The sequence below is a fragment of the Planctomicrobium limosum genome (assembly GCF_051465645.1).
Taxonomy (GTDB): domain Bacteria; phylum Planctomycetota; class Planctomycetia; order Planctomycetales; family Planctomycetaceae; genus Planctomicrobium.
The window spans coordinates 412698-438845 of the sequence record NZ_CP195790.1; the positions used below are offsets into that span (position 1 = coordinate 412698).

20 protein-coding genes are annotated in these 26148 nt (G+C 52.4%); 8 read left to right on the forward strand and 12 right to left on the reverse strand.

Going from position 1 to position 26148, the window contains the following annotated elements:
• Window positions 1-29: 29 nt before the first annotated feature.
• The 6 genes from SH527x_RS01590 to SH527x_RS01615 all read right to left on the reverse strand — a co-directional run bounded on the left by SH527x_RS01590 (window position 30) and on the right by SH527x_RS01615 (window position 9013).
• Window positions 30-911 carry an HvfC/BufC family peptide modification chaperone gene (locus SH527x_RS01590; protein ID WP_437192904.1) on the reverse strand — a complete coding sequence of 294 codons (882 nt, stop codon included), beginning with the start codon at window positions 909-911 and terminating at the stop codon, window positions 30-32.
• Window positions 911-1906, reverse strand: coding sequence for an MNIO family bufferin maturase (bufB, locus tag SH527x_RS01595; protein ID WP_437192905.1), 996 nt, complete (start codon window positions 1904-1906; stop codon window positions 911-913). Before bufB ends, SH527x_RS01590 begins: the two co-directional genes overlap by 1 nt.
• Window positions 1907-2082: 176 nt before the next feature.
• Window positions 2083-2562: a hypothetical protein gene (locus tag SH527x_RS01600; protein ID WP_437192906.1), complete on the reverse strand. Its 480-nt coding sequence runs from the start codon at window positions 2560-2562 to the stop codon at window positions 2083-2085.
• 216 nt (window positions 2563-2778) lie between these two features.
• Window positions 2779-5670, reverse strand: a complete 2892-nt coding sequence (gene polA / locus SH527x_RS01605; protein ID WP_437192907.1) for a DNA polymerase I — start codon at window positions 5668-5670, stop codon at window positions 2779-2781.
• A 164-nt stretch (window positions 5671-5834) separates the two neighbouring features.
• Window positions 5835-6710, reverse strand: a complete 876-nt coding sequence (locus SH527x_RS01610; protein ID WP_437192908.1) for a glycerophosphodiester phosphodiesterase — start codon at window positions 6708-6710, stop codon at window positions 5835-5837.
• A 278-nt stretch (window positions 6711-6988) separates the two neighbouring features.
• Window positions 6989-9013, reverse strand: a complete 2025-nt coding sequence (locus SH527x_RS01615) for a hypothetical protein (RefSeq protein ID WP_437192909.1) — start codon at window positions 9011-9013, stop codon at window positions 6989-6991.
• Window positions 9014-9405: 392 nt separating this feature from the next.
• Here SH527x_RS01615 and SH527x_RS01620 point away from each other — a divergent pair, with 392 nt between their 5' ends.
• The 3 genes from SH527x_RS01620 to SH527x_RS01630 all read left to right on the forward strand — a co-directional run bounded on the left by SH527x_RS01620 (window position 9406) and on the right by SH527x_RS01630 (window position 12387).
• Complete coding sequence (locus SH527x_RS01620; protein ID WP_437192910.1) at window positions 9406-9855, forward strand: DUF1844 domain-containing protein; 450 nt, start codon at window positions 9406-9408, stop codon at window positions 9853-9855.
• 178 nt (window positions 9856-10033) lie between these two features.
• Window positions 10034-11320 carry a DUF1444 family protein gene (locus SH527x_RS01625; protein ID WP_437192911.1) on the forward strand — a complete coding sequence of 429 codons (1287 nt, stop codon included), beginning with the start codon at window positions 10034-10036 and terminating at the stop codon, window positions 11318-11320.
• A gap of 278 nt (window positions 11321-11598) precedes the next feature.
• Entirely contained in the window at window positions 11599-12387 is a 789-nt protein-coding gene (locus SH527x_RS01630; protein WP_437192912.1) for an MBL fold metallo-hydrolase, read from the forward strand.
• Window positions 12388-12405: 18 nt separating this feature from the next.
• Here SH527x_RS01630 and SH527x_RS01635 read toward each other — a convergent pair whose 3' ends face one another.
• Window positions 12406-13380, reverse strand: coding sequence for a cation diffusion facilitator family transporter (locus tag SH527x_RS01635; RefSeq protein ID WP_437192913.1), 975 nt, complete (start codon window positions 13378-13380; stop codon window positions 12406-12408).
• A 310-nt stretch (window positions 13381-13690) separates the two neighbouring features.
• Here SH527x_RS01635 and SH527x_RS01640 point away from each other — a divergent pair, with 310 nt between their 5' ends.
• Window positions 13691-15073: an ArnT family glycosyltransferase gene (locus SH527x_RS01640; RefSeq protein WP_437192914.1), complete on the forward strand. Its 1383-nt coding sequence runs from the start codon at window positions 13691-13693 to the stop codon at window positions 15071-15073.
• A gap of 4 nt (window positions 15074-15077) precedes the next feature.
• Here the strand turns inward: SH527x_RS01640 and SH527x_RS01645 are convergent, their stop codons facing one another.
• Window positions 15078-17312, reverse strand: coding sequence for a VWA domain-containing protein (locus SH527x_RS01645; protein ID WP_437192915.1), 2235 nt, complete (start codon window positions 17310-17312; stop codon window positions 15078-15080).
• Between the two features lie 254 nt (window positions 17313-17566).
• On the opposite strand from SH527x_RS01645, the gene rplM reads away from it, so the two are divergent.
• The 3 genes from rplM to rpmA all read left to right on the forward strand — a co-directional run bounded on the left by rplM (window position 17567) and on the right by rpmA (window position 19156).
• On the forward strand, window positions 17567-18052 hold the full coding sequence (gene rplM, locus SH527x_RS01650; RefSeq protein ID WP_437192916.1) for a 50S ribosomal protein L13: 486 nt from the start codon (window positions 17567-17569) through the stop codon (window positions 18050-18052).
• 147 nt (window positions 18053-18199) lie between these two features.
• Entirely contained in the window at window positions 18200-18721 is a 522-nt protein-coding gene (gene rpsI, locus SH527x_RS01655) for a 30S ribosomal protein S9 (protein ID WP_437192917.1), read from the forward strand.
• A gap of 180 nt (window positions 18722-18901) precedes the next feature.
• Complete coding sequence (gene rpmA, locus SH527x_RS01660) at window positions 18902-19156, forward strand: 50S ribosomal protein L27 (protein ID WP_437192918.1); 255 nt, start codon at window positions 18902-18904, stop codon at window positions 19154-19156.
• A gap of 248 nt (window positions 19157-19404) precedes the next feature.
• On the opposite strand, the gene SH527x_RS01665 is transcribed toward rpmA, so the two are convergent.
• Window positions 19405-20988 (reverse strand): alkaline phosphatase D family protein, encoded by a 1584-nt coding sequence (locus tag SH527x_RS01665; protein WP_437192919.1) that lies wholly within the window; start codon window positions 20986-20988, stop codon window positions 19405-19407.
• A 384-nt stretch (window positions 20989-21372) separates the two neighbouring features.
• Here SH527x_RS01665 and SH527x_RS01670 point away from each other — a divergent pair, with 384 nt between their 5' ends.
• A complete protein-coding gene (locus SH527x_RS01670; RefSeq protein WP_437192920.1) occupies window positions 21373-21930 on the forward strand; it encodes a hypothetical protein in 558 nt (185 codons plus the stop codon).
• A gap of 430 nt (window positions 21931-22360) precedes the next feature.
• On the opposite strand, the gene SH527x_RS01675 is transcribed toward SH527x_RS01670, so the two are convergent.
• The 3 genes from SH527x_RS01675 to SH527x_RS01685 form a co-directional block, all read right to left on the reverse strand.
• Window positions 22361-23032: a carbonic anhydrase gene (locus tag SH527x_RS01675; protein ID WP_437192921.1), complete on the reverse strand. Its 672-nt coding sequence runs from the start codon at window positions 23030-23032 to the stop codon at window positions 22361-22363.
• A 608-nt stretch (window positions 23033-23640) separates the two neighbouring features.
• Complete coding sequence (locus tag SH527x_RS01680) at window positions 23641-25011, reverse strand: Gfo/Idh/MocA family protein (protein WP_437192922.1); 1371 nt, start codon at window positions 25009-25011, stop codon at window positions 23641-23643.
• A gap of 316 nt (window positions 25012-25327) precedes the next feature.
• Window positions 25328-25876, reverse strand: a complete 549-nt coding sequence (locus SH527x_RS01685; RefSeq protein WP_437192923.1) for a cysteine hydrolase family protein — start codon at window positions 25874-25876, stop codon at window positions 25328-25330.
• Window positions 25877-26148 lie beyond the last annotated feature (272 nt).

Genomic DNA, 26148 nt, shown 5'->3' on the forward strand with positions numbered 1-26148 from the left:
TGCTGTGAAAAGAATTTATTGATAAGCACTCATTCAGGCAGATGGACGTTGAGGAAGTAGCCGTACTTCGTCCAGTTCTTGAACCAGTTTTGCAGCATCGCTGGAGAAAAGCTTTGCTCGCCAACTTTTTCGATCAAAACTGATAACGCATCGATCAGCGTTGTCCCCTGCTGCAGTTCCTGAAGCAATATGAACTGTGGGGCATCGATCACGGTTCGTCGCACAATGAAGTCAACCCGGTGAACAGCGAGATACGTTTCCTGCTGGTGCAATGGAGGAACAGGTTTCTCTTTGCGAACGGCGGTGATTGCTTCGTGTACAGGAAACTGAAATTGAATCAATCTCAGTGATGGGGTGACTTCAAACTGAATATTGAGCAACTGTTCGGGCGGGATCGACAGGAGTGATTCCGCACTTAACTTGTCCTTTTGTTCATCCCCAGGACCGTCAAAGACTTCACTGTAGAGACGTTCTAACTTCGCAACTTCGATCAAATAGTCTGCCCAGTCATAGGCAGGATCATCATTAGCCTTTGGTGGGCGGTTAGCACTGAGTGAATCCGGGAATCGGCGTCCGAGATCAGCGAGCGTATAGCTGCTGGGAGGCGATTCCTTCAGGTAAGTCAGTACGAAACCAGCAAAGGCGTCTTTGCCGACAAGGAATCTGACAGCAGGGAACTCTCCTTCCAGACATTCGATGAGTCTGGCGAAGTAAGCGTTTCCATAGACCGCCAGTCGTTGCACGCTTGAGCATTCGTGCGACGGGAGAATCACATCGTTGATCTGCTCTGGAACAACCGCGATTTCCTGTTGTGCTTTGGGGCTGCTGATGCCTGCGACGATTCCTTCTGGATTGCTGATCACCGACATCATCCAGCGTTGAATTACGTCGAGGTGTGGAGAGTTATTCATTACTCCACCTCAGCGGTAATAAAGACTGCTGGTTGCGGGATGGCCGTTCCAGAATTGGGATTCACTTCCTTTTTAATGGAGCCGGTGAGCTGGCCTGATAATTGATTCAGCTGTGACTGTGTCTCTGGTGTTGCACAGGGTTGAAGCGAGAGGCCTTCAACGTGGTCGCGTGCTTTCAGGACCTCCGCATGAACGACTGGAAACTCAGGAATCTTCGCGTCCCATTCCAGCAGTGTTGATGTGCCGCCGGTGAAGTTGTGGGCAAGTCGATACAACTCCCAGACAGGGTCAATCACTGGTCCATCATGGGTATCAATGCAATGGGTCCCCATGTTGGTATGTCCGGCGAGATGGATCTGCACAATTCGATCATGAGGAACCTTCGCAATGTACTCTCGTGGATCGAAGTTGTGGTTCACACTTGAGACGTAGACATTGTTCACATCGAGCAGCAGACCACAGCCAGTCTCTTCAGCCATGCGACTCAAAAACTCCCATTCCGGCATGGTGGAACAGGCGAAAGTGACATAGCTGCTCGGATTCTCCAGCACGAGCGGGCGTTCCAGAAAGTCTTGAACAATGTCAATGCGTTTCACGACATGCTTCAGGGTCTCTTCTGTCAGCGGGACGGGAAGCAGATCGTGCGAGTTCACTCCGGCGATGCCGGTCCAACAGAGATGGTCGGAGACCCAATGGGGATGTACTGCGCCAGCAAGGTTTTTGAGTTTTCGAAGATAGTCGAAATCAAGTTCATCGGAGCTGCCAATCGAAAGGGAAACCCCATGCATGACGATTGGGTAGCGTTCGGCAATTTGCTCAAGGACGTAGCGGGGGCGCCCTTGGGAATCCATGTAGTTCTCGGAGATGATCTCAAACCAGTCGACGGCTGGTGATTCATTGAGAATGTGCGAGTAGTGAACGGACCGGAGCCCGACACCCATGCCGAGATGAGGCATTCCGAGCTTTGATTGATTGACCGAGTCGCCTCGCGCCATTTCCTTCACTTTACGAAAGAGGCACTCTGGCCTGATTGTGACCGACCGTCAGGCTGGTCGCTGTATGAATCGTGAAGAGAACAGTGTCTATAAAAAAGCTGGTCTGCTCCAGTGTGAATGACCATCTGGAGCGGACCGAGTTTTGTGCGAACTTTTCACTGCGGGAAAGCGGCGCTCTACATCGCCACTTTGGCTGGAGCTGCGCCGAAGTCTTTGCCTGCTGCTTTCATGGCCGCTTCAAAATTCTTTCGACCTGATTCCCAGGCGTGCTCCAATGGAACGTGGCAGAGACCTTGGCCTTTGCAGTCATTTTCACCCGGCTTTGCTCCGCATCCGCCCTGCCCTTTGCACTCGTTCTGAGTTCCGCAGGCGTGAGCGACGACGGAAGCACATGTTCCCTGTCCAGCACAGGCGTTGTCTTTGCTGGCACCCAGGTTTTTACAGGTATTCAACCCGCGACAGACGTGCGGTTCGGTCAACAACAGGCTGACTTGATCCTGTCCTGCTGGTGTTGCCCCTGCTTCTTCTGCTGGCGATACCGGATCTTTGCCGACTTCTGGGCCTTTCGGGCAACCAGCGAGAGATCCGGCCATCAGGCCTCCGAATGCTGCCAGAGCCATCTGGTGAAAATTGCGACGATTCAGATCTTGGTTCATCAGTCAGGCTCCTGAAGCTTTAGGGCATTGCTGCTGTGCGAGGCTTTTAGACGGAATATCGAATTCAGGGAGGAACACAAACTTGTGGACGTATCCAACTTTGGAACGACCCTTTGCGGTTCAATCACCTGCTCCGATTGTACTGCGTTCATTGACCTGATTGAAGTCGGGTCAATGCTTGAGTGCGAGGCTGAGAGGAGACATCCGGCTGCCGATTCAAATCGCCTTTGGGTACCGCTCGGCATCAAGCCAGTTGTCACCGACTTTACAGTCCACAACGATTGGAACATTCAGTTCCAGCGCCGTCGTCATTTCATGTCTGGCGAGGTCAATCAGTGAATCAACCGCTTCTTCTGGTGCTTCAAATACAAGTTCGTCGTGAATCTGAAGCAGCATACGAGCGGGATGTTGCTCCTTCTTCAGTCGATCAAAAATGTTGATCATCGCCTGTTTGATCAGGTCCGCTGCAGACCCTTGAATGACGGCGTTGACCGCTGTTCGTTCTGGAAGATTCAGGTTGCCGGTCACTAGTGGACGGATGCCAACAATTTCTCGGCGACGGCCCAGAATTGTGGATGCGTACCCGACGCGAAGACACTCTTCCAGAGTAGAGTTAATGAACTGCTGAACGGTCGCGTATCGAGTGAAATACTCTTCAATGAATGTGGCAGCGTCCTCCTTTGTGATGCCGAGAGTTGCAGCGAGCCCGAAGGATGTCTGCCCGTAGATCACTCCGAAGTTAACCGCTTTGGCGACGCGACGCTGATCGGAGGTCACTTCGCTTTGCGGAACTCCATAGACCTGAGCGGCGACGGTGGTGTGAATGTCTTCGCCATTTCGGAATGATTCCTGAAGTGCGGCGTCCTGACAGAAGTGAGCCAGCATGCGCAACTCAATCTGAGAGTAGTCCAGACAGATCAGTTTCCAGCCTGGCTTCGATGGCTGGAATGCGCGGCGAATGCGACTTCCTTCTGGGGTCCGAACCGGAATGTTCTGGAGGTTCGGGTCACTCGAACTCAGGCGGCCGGTTGCTGCTGTGGTCTGGCTGAACGAGGTATGCAGATTTCCGGTCCTCGGATTCACGAGTGACGGGAGCGCATCAAGATACGTTCCTTTCAGCTTCGACAACATCCGGTGCTCAATCAGCAAGGCCGGGAGCGTGTGTAACGGGGCAAGCTTTTCGAGGACCTCCTGATCGGTGCTGAATCCGGTTTTGGTTTTCTTCTGAACAGGGAGCTTCAGTTTTTCGAACAGGATCTTCGCGAGCTGCTTGGGCGAATCAATGTTGAATGTTTCGCCGGCGACCTCATAGATCTTGACGATCAGTTCTTCGAGACGATGCGTAACATCGAGGCTCTGCTTCTTTAATTCCGCGACATCAATCCGGATCCCGTTCCATTCCATCTCCACAAGCACCGGGATCAACCGACGCTCCAGATCCCAGTAGAGATTCCAGAGGTTCTCTTCCTTCAATCTGGCTTCAATGAGGTCGGCGAGTTGCAGGGCGACGTCGGCATCTTCGGACGCGTATTCAGCGACGCGGTCGACTTCCACGTCGGCCATTGATTTCTGCTTCTTTCCAGTTCCAATCAAATCTGTGATCGGAATCATCTGCCGGAAAAGATAGCGACGCGAAAGTTCATCCTGTCCGTGGCTGCGAGCACCGGCATCCAGTAGATAATCGCCCACCATAGGATCGACACCAATCGAAGCAATGTCGATGCCGACCTTCCGCATGGCCAACCAGTCATACTTAATGTTCTGATTGACGATGGTCGTTGCGTGATTCTCCAGAATCGGCTTCATCCCATTGATCACTTCGTCAGCAGGCAGTGTTTGCGCACCGAGAGGGCCTTGAACTGGAATGTAATACGCTTCCCCGGCCTGATACGAAATCGCCCAACCGACGATAGATGCTTTCAACGGGTCGGTTCCGGTTGTTTCCAGATCGACACAGATCTTAGGTTGAGATTGCAGTCGGGTCAGCAACCCTTCGAATTCTCTGGGAGTGTCGATGGTGAACCATTTTCGCGGAACAGCATCTGCGGCAACAACCTGGGTTGTGCTCGCATCCGAGGACGCTGATTCCTCGTCGTCCCAAGGGGCAGATTCGCCGTTGGCCGCTTCGCTGACATCCCCGACCGATTTCGGTTCTGTGATAGCCTTTTTGCTCGACACACTCTTCGCAGGCGGAGCGTCATCATCCATTGAGAAGAGTGTCTGTTGCCCTGTCAGTTTGACTGGAGGCAACATCGCAGCTTGAACTTCCTGAGCGTATCTTCGAAATGCGAAATCGTTGAAGAGATCTAACAGCGATTGTTTGTCTGGCTGTTGAATTGCGAATTGAGAGAGGTCGGCATCCAACGGAAGATCCGTTCGCAATCGGACAAGCTCGCGGCTCATTAGTGCTTGATCGCGAAATTGCTTCAGGTTCTCAATCAGTTTCTTTCCGGGAGCCTGATCTGCGTTATCAAGAACCGCTTCCAGTGTTTCGAACCGTTCAAGCAGGATGCGTGCTGTTTTAGGGCCGACCCCAGGAACACCGGGAACGTTGTCGACGCTGTCGCCGACGAGTGATTGAAAGTCGACAACCTGATCGGGACGGACTCCCCATTCTTCGAGGAGATGCTGCTCGTCCATGAACTGCTTCTTGCGAATGTGATACAGCTTCACCTTCGGAGTGATCAACTGCCGCAGATCCTTGTCATTGCTGACAATTCGGACGTCCATTCCCTGTTGTCCTGCCTGCACTGAAAGCGTGGCAATCACGTCGTCTGCTTCCCAGCCGGGACAGGAAATGACAGGGATTCGATAGGCCGCAAGCACATCCATGATCATCGGGATCTGTGGACGCAGATCGTCGGGCATCGCCGATCGATTTGCTTTGTAGTCCTCGAAAATGGAGAGACGTTCCGCAGGCTCCTGTGACTCCATGGCGAAGACGAGGTGGCTGGGATGCTTGTCTCTCAGCAGGTGTTGAATGTCACCGACGAATCCATAGACAGCATTCGTCGGCTGCCCACGTGTTCCGGTCATTGGTTGACGAATCGCGTGATACACCTGAAAGACAAGCGAGAATGTATCGACAATGTAAAGTGTATCTGCCATGGACGAAGTACTAACGCAGTTCGGAAGTGAGTGTTGTGTCAACAAAGCCGGACGAGATGAAAGTCGCGACGCCGTGGAATCAGTTCGCTGGCCGGATTGATTTGACGGACAAGTACGATCTGTTTGAACGGAGAGCTACCAATCTCATGTTTGGCTGGGCCCGACTAAGGGCGAGGTTTCAGTTGTCCGCTCTTTTGCAGTTGCGTTTTCAGTTGGAGAGCGGCCGCAGGTCGGTCGGTATAGATGCGATCAACTCCGGCGAGCAATAACCGTTTGAGATCGGCGTCGGAGTTCGCCGTCCATGCTCCGGCTTCGATGTCAGCGTTTTGAATCTGCTGCACTTTTTCTGTTGTCACTCCATCGTGCCGCAACACAAGTGCTTCAAACCCAAACTCGTTCGCAATCTTGATCTCTTCAGCCAGATTGGTCTGTGGGCCGCGATCCCAGAACACGATCAAGTGTGGAGCGAGTTCCTTCACCTGCTTCATGTAGTTCAGATTGCCATCATTAAACCCGACCCACTTGTCTGCTTCGAGTGATTGAACCAGGGCGACGGCCTCTGCCACACAATCTGATTTCGGCTGAATTGAGACGCGGGTTTTCTCTTGCGACATGATGAGTTGAAGCACATCGAAAAGCGTCGGCATTGTCTCTTTTGGACAGCTTTTCAATGACAGTTGATTGCGGTTACGAAAGTCGGTGGCAACGTCAAGTTCTTTCAACTCTTCGTAAGTGCTGTCAGCGATGACCAGATTCTTGCCTGCAACGCGTCCTGTGGTGGCATCATGCGTGACGACGATCTCGCCATCGCGTGTCCTGAAGATGTCGAGTTCGATCCAGTCGACTCCCACCTGAAGCGCTGACTGAAATGCCGGCATGGTGTTCTCCGGGTACTCTGCCGAGTTACCACGATGAGCCGTGATTCCGTTGGATAAGAAGGAAACAGGTGTCTCGTCCGCAGCGAATGTGTCCGACTTTGGCGAGAGAAATAGCGTCATGCTGCAACACAATACGAATGCAATGCGTTTTGAATATGGCATGAACAGGTCACTTCAATCGAGAACTGGAGAAAGCAACAAAATGTGGCTGTCTGGATTGTACCGAAATCGCCCAGCTCTGTGATGTTCGGAAGGAAGGAGTTCAGTGCAGATGAGATGCAGCGGAGCAATTGCAACGAATTCGCGGTCTCCCAAAATGAAAGACTCCCGTGATTTGCACCACGGGAGTCTTCGAACGATTGGAATTTGCTTGATCGTTGACCTTGTTTCTTAATCAAACATCAACACGGGATGATTGAAAGAACGTGGGGCATGCGATGTTATTTCGCGGCCTTTTTGACTTGCCACAACTCATTGAAGAAGTCGGCATCAACGATTTTTCCGGGAGTGAAGTTGTTAGGTGTCTGTCGGGTATCGATCACTGCCCAATCCGGAAGTTTTGGGGTCTGCCGGGCATTGTTTTCGTAGTCAAATTCCCGATAGGTCAGACTGCTGTTGATGACAATGTATCGTTCTGGATTGAGAGGATTCGGATAGACCATGACAAGTGCATGTGTTGCTGGATCGTATTGATTCTCTCCAACGGTCAGTTCCTTTTCGGTCCATTTCACCGGGAGATCAGCAATGACTTTCTTGATGATGGAATTGCTTTGAGGGCATCCCCAGAGAATCAGATTGTGATTGCGAATGTCTGCTGCGCTGATTTCAGAGTCGCGACGAACTCGAGCGACCCCGCGCATCTGTCGCTCCCAGTTTTTCGTGGCTCGAGCCTGTTCTTCCTTGACCCAATTCGCGATTGCCGGATGAGCTGAATTTCCAGTTGGCTTTACAAACAGGAATGGACCCATCAAGGCGTCGTCAATTGGCCCCTGCAGATTGTGATTCTTCACCAAACCAGTGGCGGTTGAATCAGCAGCAACGCTGGACCATTTTCCGTCTTTCAGTTGAAAGCGAGCCGCGACAGCCTTGTTGAATCCCGACTTTGTTCCGGTGATCGACTGCCCATCGATGGTGATGGCGATCTCTTTGTCTGCCGCAAACGGGCTGATCTCTGCAGGGAAATTGACTGTTAAATCTGTGATGTTCTTCGTCTTGAGGCTAATGCCTTTTGGAGCATCTGGAGACACCAGATCGGCATGCACGAAAGCTTCGTTCCAGTGTTCTCCCAGACCGTTAATTGTGATCCAGGCACAGTTGTTGTACTTCAGTGTGTAGGTCGTGAAGCGGATACTTGGAGGGACAAGATTTCGACCTTTGACTGCCAGTTCGTTCAGTCGATCAGAGATGATCTTCTTTGAATCTGGATGTAGCTTGTGGGCGGTGTCTGGGCCAATGACGTGTGGAAGAGTGATTCCATACTTGGCTGCAGATTCAACCATGATGTCAGACGCCATCTTCTGGCCATCTTTTTCGCCGCTGTAGGCAATTGTCGGAATGTTGACCAGATTGTCGGCCAGAATATGAGCGTCGTACAATGCCCAGAGTTTTTGCTGGTATGGAGCCGGAATGCGATCAGGGTTCTTGTCCATTCCCAGGAATCGAAAAGTCTCAGAGAACCCGGCACCGGGGTGAGAAGCAAACCACAGGCTGGGGTAATGAACGGTGAATCCCCAGCACGACGCTCCGCCCATCGAGAAGCCGCCGACGGCAATTCGATTGTCGTCGATCTTGTAGTTGGCTTTCACATGGTCCAATGCTTCAAATGCGTCCACTTCACCAGCGAAGCGATTTGCATTGCAATAGCGTCCCATGGGGTGCAGCACGATTCCGTTCTGAAGTTTGAACTCCCCTTCCTGGGTCAGTCTGGTGTTCAGGAATTGAACTTCCAGTCCTTTCTCACTTCGTCCACGAAACCAGATATCGCAGCGGATTGGATCGCCGTCGAATTTGACATCCGGACCAATGACGAGCCCATAAGGTTGAACGGTTTCGTCCAGCTTTGAGCGGTATCCACGCACAACGAGACCCGTTTGCTTCGTCCAGCTTGAAGTCCCGTTTGCCAATTCTGCTGCACGTTCCAGACCGAGGTCCAGCAACTTATCTGCGGCGTCAACTTCCTTTTCGTTGTAGAACGTGTTGCCTTCCACTGCGAGTTGCACTGCTCGCGAGAAGATCTCGACGTCTGGGAGCAGACGGTCGATTTCGTCGTTCTTTTTCTGCTTGAGCAGAGAAATCTTCTTGGTGAGCTCGATGCGTTTTTTATTGAGTTGAGCCCGTTTCGGACCAGGAACTTCAATACCGGGAGCCGGGATCTCACGCACTTCTTTCGGTTGCGCCTGTACCTGAGGCGCGAACCCGATGATGAGCGCAGTTGATAATGCAAGTAGACGGAGCAGCATCGACATTCATTCCTTGCGTGGACGGATTGGAAGCCGACGCGAATCAGCAGTGAGTTACTGACGGGTTGGCAACCGAGATGGCCCCTCTGAAGATGAACGTTGCTCGACGATGCGTCAAGGACCAGACCTGTCGGCAATTTGGATGCGAGCAGGAGAGAAGTCCTGATTGGACGACAAATTCTCTGGTTCGCCTGAAATCCGGTTCCCTCTCACCCTGCTCGGTTGTCGACGTCACTTCAACAAAGATATGCTGGAACGTTGCAACGGTGGTTGTTGTTCTGGTCGTTTCGGTCTGATTTTCAGCAGACTGGATTGTCCGCAATCAGTTCGTATATTTGCGTTAATGGATTGAATGTGGGATTGAGCAGGTAGCTCGGAAGAAAAGAGAGAAACAGATCATGGCAGGGATAAATATTCCGGAAGACAATTCTCAACCACAGAAATCGAAGATTGAGATTGTCACCGACGAGGATTGGAAGTCTCGCGTCAAGGCAGAGGACAAAAAGCTCGATGCTGCAAGCCAGAGCACTGATGTTCCGCAATCTGCCGGGAACGCAGGTGAACTTTCCGATGACGAGGAAGGCGAGCTCCATATGCCGGATGCCACCTTCTTTACCATGATTCAGATGTTTTCGACCCAGGCTGTTGTCGCGATGGGACTGATCCCGGGGCCGGAAGGTGAGACTCATGTTGAGCCATCTTTGGCGAAGCACTTCATCGATCTGCTCGGGATTTTGGAAAAGAAATGCGACGGCAATCTGACTGCACAGGAATCACAGTTCCTGTCAGGGACATTGCATGAACTGCGCATGGCGTTTGTGGACGTCTCGAAACGGGCTGGCAGCTAGTGCCCTGTCAGGGCTTGGATTTGGGGTGCGTCAGAGCATAAACGCCCGTCGTTGCCGGGCTTGCACTCTCTTCGCCCTGATTTTTAACTTTGGCAATGCACCGGGTAGCGATTGGTGGAAGTCCTGCATGTTCTAGCTCGCCGAAGTGCAGGCAGAATCGTTTGGAAGGAAACATCATTTGGGTAAGACGGCTCCAGATCACTGGGCGTTTCTGTCCGGACCTGCCAATTGGTTCCAGTTGCGCTATCCGCGCCATTGGCAATTGATCGAGCAGCGTGACGGGAATTATCTGTTTCGCACATCAACAGGTGGTTCAGTCGTCACATTGCAGGCGTGCTGGTTGGACAATCGGGAAATCGAGATTCGCAGCCACCTGAATGAAATCGTGGGAGAATTCACAAGAGTTCGCAACGAGGCCTTTGGAGTCGAGCGAATCGGGGAGCACTCCGCACATTACTTTCAAGGGAATGTGGATACCCGTTCGAGCCAGATCTGGTGGAAGTCCTGGTTACAACCGCCGGTCTGGAGCTGGACCCGAATCTGGACGATTCAGAAATCCCAGCTGGTCGTCGTGGTCACGCTGATTCACGGAGCCGAACGGGATTTCGAGCTCGAAAATCTCGTGCGGATGATGCTTCTGAGTATTCAACTGCCAGAATCCCCGGCAGACCCGCCTGAGGTCTTTGCCGAAAGAGCATTGGAACTCGCCAGACGAACCTATCCTCTGCTTGATCTGGAGTTGGTTGATGGCTTCCATTTGAAGATTGATTCGACTCGACTCAATCTGATGAATTCGTATCGATCCTATATTCGCTATCCCGACGACTTTGAACGAATCGTCCTCTCGATGGTGACGGTCGGAGTCCGGATCGGGGGGTGGGGCGATGATATCCGTTCCCCGGATTTCGAGCAGGTTCGCGATCGCATTATGCCAGTCCTCTATTCAGAGAGTGACTGGCGAGAAAATATGCAGGAACAGTCTGGCCAGCAATGGGTGGCTGGGCTGGCGATTCTGTATGTCGTTGATGAGTCGGATTCGTATTGGTATGTCCGGGAGGAACTCCTGAAAAAGTGGGGACTGTCTCTCGCGGATCTCCACGAAATCGCAATTGATAATCTGCAGAGCTACTTTGAACGCCAGCCGATGGAGCTTCGCGTCTCGACACTCGGAGAGAGTGGAATTCGACTGGTGATGCCGAATCGCCTTGATTCCTATAATACGACGCGATTGCTCTGCCCGGACTTTCTGGCATCGTTACGGGAAGTGATGCATGGAGATCTGATTATTGGCGTTCCGGGACGAGACTTTTTTTTAACGACCAGCTTCGGGAACCAATCGATCGTGGAATGGGTCCAGGCTCAGGCACATTTCGCACACAAGGAAATTGACCATCCGTTGACGGACCGCCTGCTTCTGGTGACTGCCGATGGGGTGAGCGAACTCCTGCCGGATCTCCCTGAGTGACCCCTCTTCTCTTTCCCGGGAGAATCGTTCCTGGGAGATCTTGCCATTCGGTGTCTGGCGTTGGATCATTCGAAACGAGACATTCAAGTTGTCGGGCGAATCTTCCAGTCAATCGAACAAACGGGAATCGTAAACAGCAACTTGTGGAGAATCTCGCAGGAGGCTTCTTCAACTGAGTCGCTTTTTGAAACGAATTGCAGTTGAATTGAGGTTCCCGGATCGTCGATCCTGTGTTCTCGGGAAGTTTGTTTTCAAATTCTGTAGTGAGAGGTGGACCATTGATTGGGCAAAACGAGTCGCCAAGCCTGACCTTGTTAGGCACCGGCACCAGTATGGGGGTGCCAATGATTGGTTGCGACTGCCCTGTCTGCACCTCATCTGATCCCCGTGATAAGCGAACTCGAACCGGCGTTCTGGTTCAGAATGGGGAACACTGTTTTCTGATCGATACCAGTCCAGAACTGCGTCTGCAGCTGGTGAATGTCAATGTGCGTCGGATCGACGGTGTGGTCTATACCCATGGGCATGCAGACCACATTTTAGGGGTTGATGACCTGCGTATCTTCGGGTTTCGTCAAAAAGAACCGATCCCGTTGTATTGTGAACGTCTGGTTGAGAATACGATTCGCCGTATGTTCAGCTATGCATTCACAACTGAGCAGTCATTGCATTCCCGTCCGAAATTGGAGTTTCGCCAGATTGGTGAAGAGGCATTTACTCTCGCCGGACTGACGGTTCAGCCAATTCGATTCATGCATGGGTATCTCGGAATTTTGGGATACCGAATCGGAGATGTCGCATTCTGTACAGACGTGAGCGAGATTCCGGATGAAAGCTGGCCACTCCTCGAAAACCTGCGAGTCTTGATACTCGGGGCGATTCGAGACGAACCACACCCAACGCATTTTACGGTTGCTCAGGCAATCGAGGTCGCGGAACGATGTGGAGCGAAGCAGACTTATCTGACTCACATCTCTCATTCGTTGTTGCACGCAGAAACAAATGCACGATTGCCTGCCGGAGTCGAATTGGCTTACGACGGTCAGGTGATTCCTTTGAACGTGTAAATCAACGTCTCACGCCTATCAATGATGGTGATCATGCCCATGATGATCGCGGTGGCGGACGGGGTGCGTCATTAGACATGCTCCGTCAATTCCGTTACTGCAGTATGCGCCTCCGGTTTTCTCGATTTGAATGGTCATATGGTCAATTGAGAAAGAGTCTCGTAAGGATTCCTGCAGTTTCGGGAGCAACGCTATTTGCGGGTGAACGTCGCTGACAACGACATGGGCGGACATTGCTTTGAGACCACTGGCAATTGTCCAGACGTGTAAACAGTGCACATCCTGAACTTCGGGTACGGCCATCAGGTGAGCACGAATCTCATCGACGTCAACGTCTTTCGGGGCGTATTCCATCAGGATCCGCATCGCATCCGTTGTCAGTCTCCAGGCGGAAACCAGAATCAACAGGCAGGCGAGAATACTCGCGACAGGGTCGGCCCAGGTCCAGCCGAAGGCCCAGATGAGGACGGCAGCAGCAATGACTGCCACACTCCCCAGCGTGTCTCCCATCAGATGCAACCAGACGCCACGCATATTGAGGTTTTCGTGGTGATGTCCATGCAGAAGCGACAGACTGACGAGATTGACCAGCAGGCCACCACCTGCAATTGCGAGCATCGGCAGCGCGAGAATCGGTGTCGGAGCAGACAGCCGATCCCAGGCTTCATGCAGGATTCCGCCAGCGACCAGAAACAGCAGCGAGCCGTTAATCAGTGCGGCGAGAATTTCAGCGCGATGGAAACCAAAGGTCTGGTGTGGTGACGACGGACGGCGTGTTGTCAGCCATGCTGCGAAAAGACTAATCAGCAGCGAAGTCAGATCGGAAACCATGTGCCCTGCATCGGCAAGCAGTGCGAGTGATCCGGTCCAGATTCCACCGACGATTTCAGCGATGCAGTAGATTACAACCAGAAGACTGATCGTCCACAAACGACGAACGTGAGATGGCGATCCGCCTACAGGCTGAACGTGATGCTGGCAATCAGTGATCAAGTGAAATTCCTGCTAAAGCGACGAGTCGATCATGTGGTGTATTGCAGATAGCCGTATTGCAGATCGTTATTTTGGGCCATGGCGGAGTGTCCTTTGCAACCGTGAGGCGATGCATTTGCTTCGTGTGAGATCGTGTGCAACCGTGGGAGGGTGATGTCATACTTGTGCTAAACTCGCTTGCTCAAGCATGTCAGTTCCCTGAAACTCAGTCAACAATTCGTTGCGATCACTTCCATGCCTAGGCGAATTCTCGCAGGCATCGACACGGCCCGTTTCAAGGCATTTACTTGGATTCTCTCAGGTTGTTTGCATGTCATCGCTGACTCAGAAAATGAATCGATTACTGAGTCAGAGTATGCTGACGTTTCTGCCGGATCGCCCGCTTTCCCGGCGTGATTGGGCAGTGATCCTTCTCGGAACATTTATCATCTGGTCCGCGATGCTGGTGTATTACCAGTTCCGCTTTGATCTGAACGAGCCTCCGGCAACCAGCGGCGACGAGACTGAATACGACTCGCTGGGCTGGGAGATTGCCAGGGGAAATGGATTTCAGATTGACTTCAACGATCCAGAGTTTCGCCTGCCTTATGACCAAGCAGCTTTGGTCGATGAGAGGTTCGTTCTGCCCGCTGGTCGAGTGGGAACGATTGCCAGTCGTCCACCATTGTTTCCATGCGTGCTGTCTACGTTTGATCTGGCCTTTGGGCGGCAGTTTTGGGCGGCTCGTGTCTTCAATTCCGGCTGTCTCGCTATCAGTTGTGCGTTGTTTGTCGGAGTGTTGATCACCCGAGTTGGTGTCGGCCCAGCGATTCTCTGCTTTGTGATTTGTCTGGCCGACGTCAGGACACGGCTCTATGGTCGGGCGATTCTGACAGAAGCGTTCTCGGTTCTCTGTGTCACTCTGCTGGCGATTGTGCTGATGAGGCATTCTCAGCGGATTCGTATTCAGAATGTTGTTTTGATCGGGGTGATTTTCGCGATGGCCGTCCTGGCACGCTCGCTCTTTATTTTGTGGCTCCCCGGAATTCTCGCGCTGCTGATCCTCCTCAGCTGGAAAGTCAGTCCAGAACACCGGGTTAAAATGGCCTTGATGCAGACCACCGTTTTTCTTGGCGTTTTTGGAATTCTGATGCTCCCCTGGATGGTGCGAAACTGTGTTGTCTTACGAGACTTCATGCCCTTGGGCACACAAGGAGCGTCGCAGATTGCTGCCGGGTTTGGCGATGTGGCATGGGAGCATGCCGGTCATTGGATCAATCTTGAGCAGACTGGCTTTTATGATGGAGTGATTGATCGGAACGCTCCCCTGCTGGATCAGGAAAAGGCAATGGCGGACTATTCGCAAATGTCCGCAAAGCACTGGGTGACAGAGAACCCAATGAAAGCCATCCTGCTGGCTCCGATGAAGATCTGGTTGGAGGTGATTCCCCGAACTCCAACCGATTGGGTAATCCTGGTGCTGGCGTTGCCCGGCGTGTTTCTGACAAGACGGGATTTCTTTACGAAAGTCTTGCTGGTGCTGCTGGCTGCGAATTGCGTCGCGATTGGAATGACGTGGTCTGTCGAAGGGCGATTTATGGTCCCGTTGCTGGCAGCGTTTCACTATTGGGCAGCGATTGGGGGCTGGGTGTTGCTCGCCGGTGTGTGGAAGCGGATTTCTCCAGCACGATCGTCATCAGTCCATCCTGCTTAACGATTCAATCCGACGCTGCGGAGAGGTGGCCCCCCTGCACCATTCTTCTCGTCAAAATGGCTTCGAAGATGAGAAGTCCAAGGACCGCGAGCATCAGGACCCACCAGAGTTCCGCTTTGGGAAGTGACGCAGAATCGCTCGCTACCACGTTCTCTGTGGAGTCGATTTTCTTGATCTGAAAGTCGTTTGCGAGACGCCCCCAGTCGGCTTCTGTCAGTATTGCGAGATTTGACTCTGCATGGTCATCGTCGACAACAAACGGGTGAACGGTTCCTACTTGTTGAGAGCCATCCCTTGTGAACCGGTAAATGCCGGGAATTGCGGTCTCTCGAAACACGGCATAGGGAACGCGGCCTCTTTGAACAGGAGTTGCCGGAGCATTGCGGATGCCGGGGCCTTCGACCACGTAGTTGGTCTGAACGTGTTGGGGAAGTGGAAGCATCAAGGGCATGTCGACATCGACATTTCGTCGCGCTTGCTGACCAGCCAGTCGGAACGTCATTTCGTAAACAAATGGAATGAAGTCCCCTTTCGCCGGGAGTGTGCTCCAGTCCGCATCGAGTGGAAATGTGAGTTGCAAGACTGTTCCCTGTCCGAATTCCCGAGAAAGCAGCAACGGAATTCCTTGAGTCGTTCGGACCAGAGTTTGAGTTGGAGAAACGCTGGGCCGCTCCGGAGTCTCCTTCTCTTTAGACTCTTGTGCCTCAGTCGGTTGAACATCGACTCCCCACCATTTTGCGAATCGTGATTGAACGAAGTCGACGTTCGATTCTTGTCGAAATCGTGTCAGCCACGGAGCCTGAAGGGAGTCGGATTCAATTGAGGCTGTTTCTCCAGTGGGGGCTTGTTCAATCTTTGTGAATTGAGCGGGAAGAAGCCCCTCTTCGCGTTTGGCGTCGAGCTGGTTCCATTTTGCGGCATCGATCTGGTCGCCCGGGGCAACAATCAGGCCTCCTCCGTCACGAACGAATGCCTTCAGGGCTTGCCATTGCCGTGTGGAAAGGGACTTCACATTCAATAGAACAACCGCCCGAATCCCGCTGAGTTGCAGGTCGTTCAACTGGTCTGGTTGGATGATTGTTGCGTTGATCCAGGGAGATTTCGTTCCGGAGGCCGCAAACGCCGAACGGAGGTAAAACGATTCAGATCGAGTTGGATCCAGTCGGGAATCGCCGTCGACCAGCAGGACCGGAAGTCCCGGTGTAATGGCGACGACGCCATCGGCATGGTTGTCAAATTCCAATTCGTCCGGGGGAATCACAGCGGAAACTTGATACTCGCCGGGTGCTGAAAAGATGTGGTTGAACTCGACGGTGACTTCCCCGTTCGGAGGAAGCGTGATTTCCTGATTCTGGTCAGTGACTCGCTGACGGTCGATTTCAAGAAAAACCTGCTTTTTGACAGGGACGGTTCCGTTGTCTTGCCGAATCCTCGCCTGAATTTTGATAGGGAACTCTGGGACGGTCATATCGCGGGAGAATTCGAGTCGCCCTACCGAGAAGTTATGCGGATTGGGCACGTCGCTCCCCAACGGGATGAATTCCAGTTGAGGAGATGCGTCAAATTGCCGCCTGAGATCGGCGATCCGCTCCCATACGAACTCATCTTCCAGTTTCCACCCCAAGGATTGGTGGTCGCTCACGACGACAATTTTCTGCAGAGTGTTGGCCGATGTTGCCAACACCTTCAGGGCATCCTCAATCGCCAGTGGCAGGTTTGAAGCCCCTGCTGGTTCTGGGATACCGGAGAGTTGATCACGGACCAGTTTGAAATCGGTTGTGGGGGTGTGAATCAGGCGACGCGGAGTCGCTCGGGCATCGATGAGTGCAACTCGATCGCCAGTATGCAGTTTCCTTAATGCTTGGTGAACCTGCTGTATGGCCTGCTGGTGAACAGTTTCCTTTTCCTTCTCGTGACGGGCAGACAGGCTGCCTGATCCATCAATAATAAAAACGATGTCCCTCTGAACTGCCATCGTAAACCGAGAGAAGATTCCTCCAGAAACCCACGGTCTACTGATCGCGACGACCACGATTCCGATGAGACAGATGCGAATCAGGAGGAGTAGAAGGTCCTGAATTCGAAATTTTCTTTTTGTTCGATTTCCCAGTTGGAGAAACTGCATCGCTCCCCAGCTGACAACCTGATAGCGTCTTTTGCTCAAAAGATGGGCGATCACAGGCAGTGCGACTGCGAGTGCTGCGATGAGCGAAAAACTTCCTAACAGGCCAAACGACATGAGGTTACAGTCTGCAGAGAAAGGCTGTTAAACTGGTCGGATCGTCTCTTTCAGTGCAATCGATAAAGCCGGAGGCTGATCGATGAACTAAGAAGATTTCTCTCAGGAACTTGAGACAGACTTGCGAAGTCTACAAAAAAGAGACGGTCGATGCAGTTGATTCGCAAGGAGTGATCCGTTATTGTTTTCCGCTTCCCCGCACCGATTGGCTGGTTACGGTGGGGCTTTCTGTAAAAATGCATTGAGGTACGACCGTGAAAACGGTGCAAAAATCATACATCGCCAAAACCGAAGAAACTAATCCTGAATGGTTTTCCATTGATGGAGAAGGCGAAATCGTCGGGCGGTTGGCTGTACGTATCGCGACCGTGTTGATGGGCAAGCACAAGCCCGAGTACACACCGCATGTCGATACTGGTGATTTCGTGGTTGTGCTCAATTGCGATAAGGTGAAATTCAGCGGAAAGGCCGTCACCGACGAGTCCAATCCGTATCTCACCAAGAAGGCCGTGGTCAAAGAATATGATCACTGGACTGGTTATCCAAGTGGTCGTCGCGTCGAGACTGCAGCTGAATTGCTGAAGAAGCATCCAGAACGCATTCTGTCTGAGGCCGTGCGTCGCATGCTGCCAAAGACGAAGCTTGGACGCAAAATGCTGTCAAAGCTGAAGCTTTATGCCGGAACTGAGCATCCGCATCAGGCTCAGAATCCAAAAGCATTTCCTGAATACGTAAAATAGTTTTTCTCCTCGCCGTTTGGGTGAGGAGGTGGCTACTGCGGCCTATTCCTGATTGAGTTCAGGTTTCTCTCCGGGTGAGGGAGGGTCGCTTGTCAGCCTTCATTGGCTTTCTTGAACACTTTGTCGACTGGACCGCAGGATTCAGATATGTCGGAAGACGGCACTCCCGAACTGGAATCAGCTAACCTTGCCTCTGAGCTGGATATTGGCAGCGAAGCGGGTGCTGAGGCTGTTGAAGCCGCTCCTTACTTTGAGCCAACCATCCGCGGCAAGATCGACCGTTTCGGCGTCTGCTGGGGAACTGGCCGTCGTAAGACAGCTGTTGCTCGAGTTCGTTTGAAAGATGGAAGCGGAAACTTCACCGTGAACGGTCGTCCACTGGAAGAATACTTCCCAGTAGAACGAGATCTCGGGATGATTCACGCTCCACTCAAAGCGACAAGCACTTTGGGGAAAGTGGACATCGAAGTCTCCGTAAAGGGCGGCGGACCAACCGGTCAAACCGGTGCTGTGGTTCTCGGTATCGCTCGTGCGTTGCAGGCGAAAGATCACTCTTTCCACAGTGTGCTGAGCGAAGGTGGCTTCCTCACTCGCGACAGCCGTATGGTTGAGCGTAAGAAATACGGTAAGAAGGGAGCTCGTCGAAGCTTCCAGTTCTCCAAGCGTTAATCCTTCTGCTGTTGATCAGTACCATCTGGTGCGATTGACAGCTTGAAGTGGCGGAAATTCTCCGGCATACAACCGCACTCGATTCGAGTGCGGTATGTCTGTCTCCAGAGTGGTTTCCGAGACTTGGTTTGAGCTCCATTGAATCTCTCGAAGACATTCTACGACGGTTAAGGTGTTGTCATGGCACATAAGAAGGGACAGGGTTCGACACGGAACGGTCGTGACTCTAATCCACAATATCGCGGTGTGAAGAAATACGGCGGCGAAGCTGTCATTCCAGGTAACATTTTGATCCGACAGTGCGGAACAAAGTGGCATCCAGGTAAGAACGTCGGCATGGGACGTGATTACACTCTCTTCGCTCTCGTTGAAGGGACAGTTCTGTTTGATCAGGGCGGTCGCCGAATCAACGTCATTGCAGCCGAAGCCAACTAATTTGGCGTTTCCAGATTGCAGCTGATGATTCATCGCTGTTCAGATTTGGAATCTTGATATCAATGCAGCCCGAGTTTCGACTCGGGCTGCATTTTTTATGCGCCGTTGCGGAAGGAGGGAGTTGGTGGTGTGACAGCCGCCCTGCTCTTCTCTTGCCACGTACGTCGGAGTTTGGCTCGATGTGAATAGAAAGAGCAAGCAGCCGAGGTGGATGCTTGCTCTTTGTGTTTGACGTTGCTGGAGATGACTTACGAGACTCGTTGTGCTCCCGGGCGACCTGCTTCGACAACGAACGATGCTCGTGTCGTCGCTGGGGCCCCTTCCCGACTGACGTACTCGAATGTCTGGTAGTCGGACTTCCATTCTTTACTGTTGAGTTCGCATCTGACATAACCACGTTCGGCGTTGTAGAAGCGAACGAATGGGTTGTCTTTCAGGACCCCTTCGGTGTCCTTGCGGGTTTGGGTTCCATCACCTCCGGAGCTGATGGATGTTCCAACGAATTCCGTCGCGACAGTCGCTGATTCTGGCTGATCGAAATCAGCTTTGAGATCGTTCACCCAGTTCGTGTGAATGTCGCCGGTCAGCACGACAGGGTTGCTGACGTTCAGGGTTTGAAGTGACTCGATGAGGCGCTTGCGTGGAACGTCGTACCCTGCCCACTGATCCATGCTCCAGTGTGCGATATCTGGATTCGGATTGCGGTCTACTCTGGCCATCATGACTTGCTGAGCGAGTACGTTCCATTTGGCGCGACTTTGGCTCAGCTGTTTGTTCAGCCAGTTCTCCTGTGTCTGCCCGAGCATTGTGGCGTCTGGTGAGAAGACTTCAGCACAAGGTTGCTTGTTTCCGTCTCCACAGTTTTGGTCAGAGCGGTATTGGCGGGTGTCGAGAACGTTGAATTCCAGAAGCGAACCAAACTTCACTGTGCGGTAGAGCTCCATATACGGGCCGTTCGGGATGGTGCTTTTCCGAAGTGGCATGTGTTCGTAGTACGCTTTATAAGCGTTTGCCCTACGTTTCAGGAATTCGACCGGAGAGACGTTGGGCTGCTCGGAGATGTCTCCAGCGCAGTTGTTGTCGAACTCATGGTCGTCCCAGGTGACTACCCAAGGGAAGGCGTGGTGGGTGGCTTGAAGGTGACGGTCGGTTTTGTACTGGGCGTGGCGGTTTCGGTAGTCTTCAAGCGTTTCGAGTTCTGGGCCAATGTGTAGGCGTGTTCGCTTTGGGGTCGCTTTCCCTTCGTAAATGTAGTCGCCCAGGTGGATGACGAGATTCAGGTCATCCTTGCACATGTTTTCGTAGGCTGTGTAGTAGCCTGTTTCCCAGTGCTGGCAGCTGGCGAATGCGAATCGAAGCTTGTCGAGCATGACTCCCGGTGCTGGAGCCGTTCTGGTTCTTCCAATCGGGCTTTTGGTGTCAGCCGCAATGAATTGGTACCAATAGGTCCGGTCAGGCTTCAGGCCTTCCACTTCAACGTGAACTGAATGGGCCCAGTCCTTTGAGGCGATCGTCGTTCCGCTTTGGACGACATTCTTCATCTGGTCGTCGGAGGCGACGCTCCATTGAACCGGAACGTTTTCCGGTGGCATTCCCCCGCCGGTGAGTGGTTCCGGGGCAAGTCTTGTCCAGATCACAACGCCGTCGTGGGTGGGGTCGCCTGATGCGACTCCCAGTTGGAATGGGTCGTTTGAAAGCTGGACCTTTGGTGTTGCGGCAGATCCTTGTCGTGCCTGCAGGAAAGGCCAGTTTGCAGCGACGGCTGCTGCTTTAAGGAATGTGCGGCGGTCCCATGCAGAGGGGGTTCGAAGGTACTGAGCCGGTGTCATCATGTTCGGTTCTCTGGGGAGGCGGTTTTTTAGTGAAGCGATGCTGGTAAGGATTTTTGAAGAGAAGTTTCATCGGCATCAACTGCTGAGGCTGTCGTCAAATCATGATAACGACGCCGAATCTGATTGGAATGTGTCAATGGAGATCGATGTGACCTGGTTTGTGTTGAAAAAATTGCGAATGCGGCCGTTTGATGGTGTAGAAATGACACTAAGGAGTGTCGTCAAGATGAGTCTTTGTGTTCGTGGGGAATAGAAAATCCTGTGTTTCAGTGGCGTCCTGGATGCCGCGGAGCTTTTGTTCTCCCTTTGGCACGGTGAATGCTTTGTCTTTATTTCGAGCACACATGACAGTGCTCATTAACACTAAATTCAGGAGAAATTCACATGAGAGCTTTTCACACCATCGCTGTTGCCGCTGCTGCTCTGTTTGTTTCTGGTGCCGCAGGTAGCACTGCTCATGCTCAGATCTTCGGGAACCTCCCGATCTTCAATGCACTCACAAACAACAGCTATCGAGCACCGTCTACCAACGGAAATGCCCAGTGCGGTCCAAATGGATGCTGGGTCGCCCCCAATACGAATGTCGGAGTTGTGACTCCACCTGCGTACAACTACGGAAATGCTTTGGGGCAAAATGTGCCGTACTACAACAACACTCAGCGGTATCCAACGACTTATCCAGGCGTGGGCAGCAATGCTTTTCCAAATGGACCTGTTCCGTACAACGCGAATCGTCCTGACTTCAGGGATCCATGGTCAAACACTTCCAATGGAAACCACAACCACAATCACGGCAACCTGAACCACAACAACAACTATTACTTCAACGGTAATCGCCCTAACGACGTTCGGGATCGTGTCACCCCTGTTCAATTCCAGACACCTGCACCTTTTCAGACATTCCCGGTGAACTATTACTCGAATGGATCAAACATGCGGTAATTAGGTGGTCATTCGAGAGATGAGGGTGGCCTCCTGGGTGGGGAGACCTTTGAACTCGGGGGTCAGCAAGATGAAGAAGAACGTGCCGGATTCAGGCAACGAGGGCTGATTGCTCTCGCGAAATGAGACTCGGGACGGTGGACGGGAATTCGAGCAGCTTGAGTTGAAGCTCGCTGGAGTATTCCCTGAAATCACGCAGCAAGGAGAGCTTGATGTCGGAGTTATGATCGCACGGAAACTCAGTCAGAACTTCTTTTACAAAATTGAGCCCCAGAGAAATCCCTGGGGCTCGATTTATTTCTATTGGTCCGCGAGAAGTCTTGCAGGTCTGGAACCGGTCCGAAAAAGATGTCGTAGTTCCTGCACCCGGCATTGAGTCTGTTGCCTGCCGCGGCGGCCTGTGCAAGTTCCTCAGACAGATCGATACGGGCTAGATTGCCATTTGCTCTCTGGAAGAATCTGATTCGACGATTGGAACCACGTGTTCACCCAACGGCAGGAACTGTTCCTGTTCTGGAGAGTAGCTAAAGACCTTGCCAGTGTGGATCTGGTAGACCCAACCGTGAAGTTGAATTTCGTGTCGTGACAGTGCTGCGGCAACGGACGGATGTGTTCGCAGGTTTTCCAACTGAACGAGAACGTTTTCTTCAACTGTTAATGTCAGGCGAGCGACTGGATCGGTGACATTCGCGTAATTCTCAGTGATGATTCTCTTCGTCGCTTCAGCATGTGCGAGGTAGCTTTTCACTGCTGGAAGTTTATCCAGATGGGTGTCATCAAGAATCGCTCCCATTGCTCCACATTGAGAATGCCCGCAAATGATCACGTCGCGGACTTTCAGCACCGAAACAGCATATTCAATCGTCGCAGCTTCTCCTCCATGAACAGCACCGAATGGAGGAACAATGTTTCCAGCGACACGAAGAATGAACAGCTCGCCGGGTTTGGTCTGCGTGATGAGATTGGGGCTGATGCGTGAATCGGAGCAAGTAATAAACAGCGCGAGTGGATTCTGTCCATCAGCAAGTCGTTCAAAAAAATGTTGCTGCAATGCAAATACGTTTTCCTGAAACTGATGGATGCCGCGGATGAGTTGTTGCACTTGAGAGTCTCCGATGGAGTCGTGTCCAAAAATTGGCGGCGAGTTTATGGGATGGCGACTCGGTGGTCGGGGGCGATCAGATTTGAATTCTCTGCAAGAAATTTCCTCGCTGGACGCACCATTGGAATCGCCAATAGTGAGCCCGCCGTTTGCGGTGATTTAGCTGCAGTTCTGATTCGCCTGGAACACCTCGTTCAATGGCTCGCCCTTAGAACAGACGATTGCGGAGGTCGTCAGGGCGTCTCGCTGCGAACATTTCCGAATGCAGCAATCAGCGGATCTGGCGACGAATCGAATGAATGTGTGACGAAACCGTAATCTTCGTTCAGCTCTTAAATGCTATCGGGGCAAAATTCCTTCGCCTAGAAGCGCAACCGGGAAATTTGCGGAGACTTCAGAATTCGAACCGAATAGAGCTATTAGCTGCGTCGAATTTTGGGATTCTGCGAGTCATATGGATCACTGTGTATGCGTTCGGGACGGGCATCACGGTTGGCGATATCAGAGTGCAGAGCATCTCGATCACTGTGTCTAAAAAGAGAACTCCCCTGTCAGATCTGACGACCTGACAGGGGAGATGAGATTGACGAGTTATTGACGGAATCGATTTAGAATTCCCGCTTGGTTTTGATACCTGGCATCGGAATAGGGTATTTCCCGTTCTCTGTTGCCTGCAATGGTGCTGGACCGTCCAGTGTCAGTTTGTCGACGTCTGGGGCGAATTCGTGCTCACAGTTGAGCATCTCATCATAGGTAATCAGCTGGCCTGTGTGCGCAGCCATTCGCCCCATCGATGTGACAAGGCTCGCCTGAACTCCGCGTTTAACTTCGTTGTAAGGCTTGTCGTTACGAATCGCTTCGAGGAAGTCGACCCATTCCCATTCATAGGGCGACCGCTCTGGTTGGCCGTATTCCCAGACCAGATTTTCTTTCTTGAAGTTCTGGTTGTAATAAATTCGGGCTTTCGAAGGATGGTGTCCTGATGTCGAGATGATGGCGGAGCCTTTTGTGCCGTGTGCATAGCTGGAAAATTCCTGCTTGCAGTTCAGCATGGTTCGGCCTTCCAGAAACAGCTTTGTGCCATCCTTGAAGGTGTACTCGACGGAGTATGTGTCGAAATTCTGGTCGACATAATCCCCGCGATAGTGGCGGCCACCTGAAGCCTGAGCCTGAATCGGCCAGTCATTCTTCATCCAGCAGGATTCATCAATGTTGTGAATGAGGAAGTCACTGAATGCTCCCCCGCTCGCCCACAAGAATCCGTGAAAGTTGGCGATCTGGTACAGAACTTCCGACGTGTCGCCTTTATATGGTGGAGCAAATGCTGACCCGGTTGGTCCGACCATGCGGTAGGCTCGGAGCAGCAGGAGCTCACCGAGCTGACCATCCTGGATTCGGTTGAACAATTCGCCACGGGCGCGGCAATGGCGGCACATCAATCCGACGGCCACTTTCAGGTTCTTAGCGCTCGCCTTCTCGGCAAGATCGAGCATTTTTCGAGAGGTTGGCCCGTCGACTGTGACCGGCTTCTCCATGAAGACGTTGAGACCCTTTTCGATGGCATACTGGAACTGCACCCAACGAAAGGCTGGTGGAGTTGTGAGAATGACGATGTCGCCTGGCTTCAGGCAGTCCATCGCTTGTTTATAGGCTTCAAAGCCGATGAATTTTTGATCTGGCGGAACATCCATTTTGTCCGCGAACTTGGTGTTCAATGCGTTATAGCTGTCGTTCAATCGCTGATCGAAGACATCGGCCATGGCCTTCAGCTTGATCGGCCCGCCTTCAACGGACAGAGCATCTCGCACCGCACCGCTTCCACGTCCCCCACAACCGACAAGTGCCAGCCCGAGAGTGTTGTCTTCGGCAGCGTGCGCACCGGGAAGAATGAACTGGCTGGCAGCAACGGCAGCCGCTGCGGCACCAGAGTTCTTGAGGAGAGTGCGACGCGAGAATGGGGCGGGATCAAACTGTGACATTACGTGCGGTGCTCCACAATGATCAATAAATGCTGATCGAACGTCATGACTCTCGCAGATTCGGGAAGTTTTTTCCAGTCAAATGTACTGGGGTCGATGTGTTTGACTGTTCAATCTGCTGGAGATGCCAAGTCTGTCTGGCAATGCATGAACTGCGTGAGATGGGCGGGAAAAGCGGAAGTCAGGCAATGCCGGATCAGGTCAAAGACAGCCGTGTTGACAGTTGGCTCTCCACAATTGTGGAGGGCAGGAAATCGCCCGGTCACTTAGTTGGAAGCGTGACCGAACGATTGCACGAGTCACGTGAACGCAAAGGTCAGCGGATTCGCTGAAGCCACGTTTCCTTGTCGATGACTTCGCTGATGAACATTTGCTGGGCCACAAGAATCGATTCATGGAGCTGTTCTGCCGTGACGGAGCCAGCTTGATTCTGAACATCGAGCGTGCCGGTTGCATCTCGTAGAAACTCGACTTTGTATCCGCGATGAAATGCTTGTCTGGCTGTCGTGTCGCAGCAGATCTGAGTCATGTACCCAGCAATGCAGACCGTGTCGATTCCTTTTTCCTTCAGGAATGCATCGAGCTCAGTATTCGTGAAGGAGCCTGGGAGTTGTTTGTCGATGAGAATGTCTCTGGGACGCGATTCAACTTCGGGTCTGAGCTGCCAAAGATCGCTTCCCTTGCGGAAAACTGGTGACTCTGGATCTGGTTGGTGATGGCGGATGACAACAACTGGAATCTTTGCTTCTTGGGCAGCGTCCATCACTTCGAGGATCGACTCAAGATGCCCGACCGGATAGCGAATCGGAAAAGCTCCATCGAAATACTCCTTCTGCACGTCAATCACCAGTAAGGCTCTGTTCATGGGGGATCCTCGAATCGCTTGAAATCAGTGTGGTGATGGAATCAGAATCTCATATTCTAGGAGGATGGCAGTTACTGGCAATGAGCAGTACTGTCGGACGCCTTGAAATTGCTTCGCAATGCTTACGTGTTCGCTTCCGTTAGAGGGAGCTACAGAGCACTCTGATGAGCAGTGATTGCGTGAGGAGAGTCAACGGTCCGGTTGAGGAATCGCGAGGATGCGTGCCGCTGTTCCACTGCTAAACGCAGGGAGCCGTGATCCTCGTCACCTTC

What these genes read in the sequence shown, in the direction of transcription:
- SH527x_RS01600 (WP_437192906.1), bottom strand. Translation starts at nt 2,562, where the DNA reads ATGAACCAAGATCTGAATCGTCGCAATTTTCACCAGATGGCTCTGGCA.
- SH527x_RS01645 (WP_437192915.1), bottom strand. Translation starts at nt 17,312, where the DNA reads ATGTCGTTTGGCCTGTTAGGAAGTTTTTCGCTCATCGCAGCACTCGCA.
- SH527x_RS01680 (WP_437192922.1), bottom strand. Translation starts at nt 25,011, where the DNA reads ATGTCACAGTTTGATCCCGCCCCATTCTCGCGTCGCACTCTCCTCAAG.
- rpmA (WP_437192918.1), top strand. Translation starts at nt 18,902, where the DNA reads ATGGCACATAAGAAGGGACAGGGTTCGACACGGAACGGTCGTGACTCT.
- SH527x_RS01610 (WP_437192908.1), bottom strand. Translation starts at nt 6,710, where the DNA reads ATGCCATATTCAAAACGCATTGCATTCGTATTGTGTTGCAGCATGACG.
- SH527x_RS01590 (WP_437192904.1), bottom strand. Translation starts at nt 911, where the DNA reads ATGAATAACTCTCCACACCTCGACGTAATTCAACGCTGGATGATGTCG.
- rpsI (WP_437192917.1), top strand. Translation starts at nt 18,200, where the DNA reads ATGTCGGAAGACGGCACTCCCGAACTGGAATCAGCTAACCTTGCCTCT.
- SH527x_RS01620 (WP_437192910.1), top strand. Translation starts at nt 9,406, where the DNA reads ATGGCAGGGATAAATATTCCGGAAGACAATTCTCAACCACAGAAATCG.
- SH527x_RS01665 (WP_437192919.1), bottom strand. Translation starts at nt 20,988, where the DNA reads ATGATGACACCGGCTCAGTACCTTCGAACCCCCTCTGCATGGGACCGC.
- SH527x_RS01640 (WP_437192914.1), top strand. Translation starts at nt 13,691, where the DNA reads ATGTCATCGCTGACTCAGAAAATGAATCGATTACTGAGTCAGAGTATG.
- SH527x_RS01670 (WP_437192920.1), top strand. Translation starts at nt 21,373, where the DNA reads ATGAGAGCTTTTCACACCATCGCTGTTGCCGCTGCTGCTCTGTTTGTT.
- SH527x_RS01685 (WP_437192923.1), bottom strand. Translation starts at nt 25,876, where the DNA reads ATGAACAGAGCCTTACTGGTGATTGACGTGCAGAAGGAGTATTTCGAT.
- bufB (WP_437192905.1), bottom strand. Translation starts at nt 1,906, where the DNA reads ATGGCGCGAGGCGACTCGGTCAATCAATCAAAGCTCGGAATGCCTCAT.
- polA (WP_437192907.1), bottom strand. Translation starts at nt 5,670, where the DNA reads ATGGCAGATACACTTTACATTGTCGATACATTCTCGCTTGTCTTTCAG.
- SH527x_RS01615 (WP_437192909.1), bottom strand. Translation starts at nt 9,013, where the DNA reads ATGTCGATGCTGCTCCGTCTACTTGCATTATCAACTGCGCTCATCATC.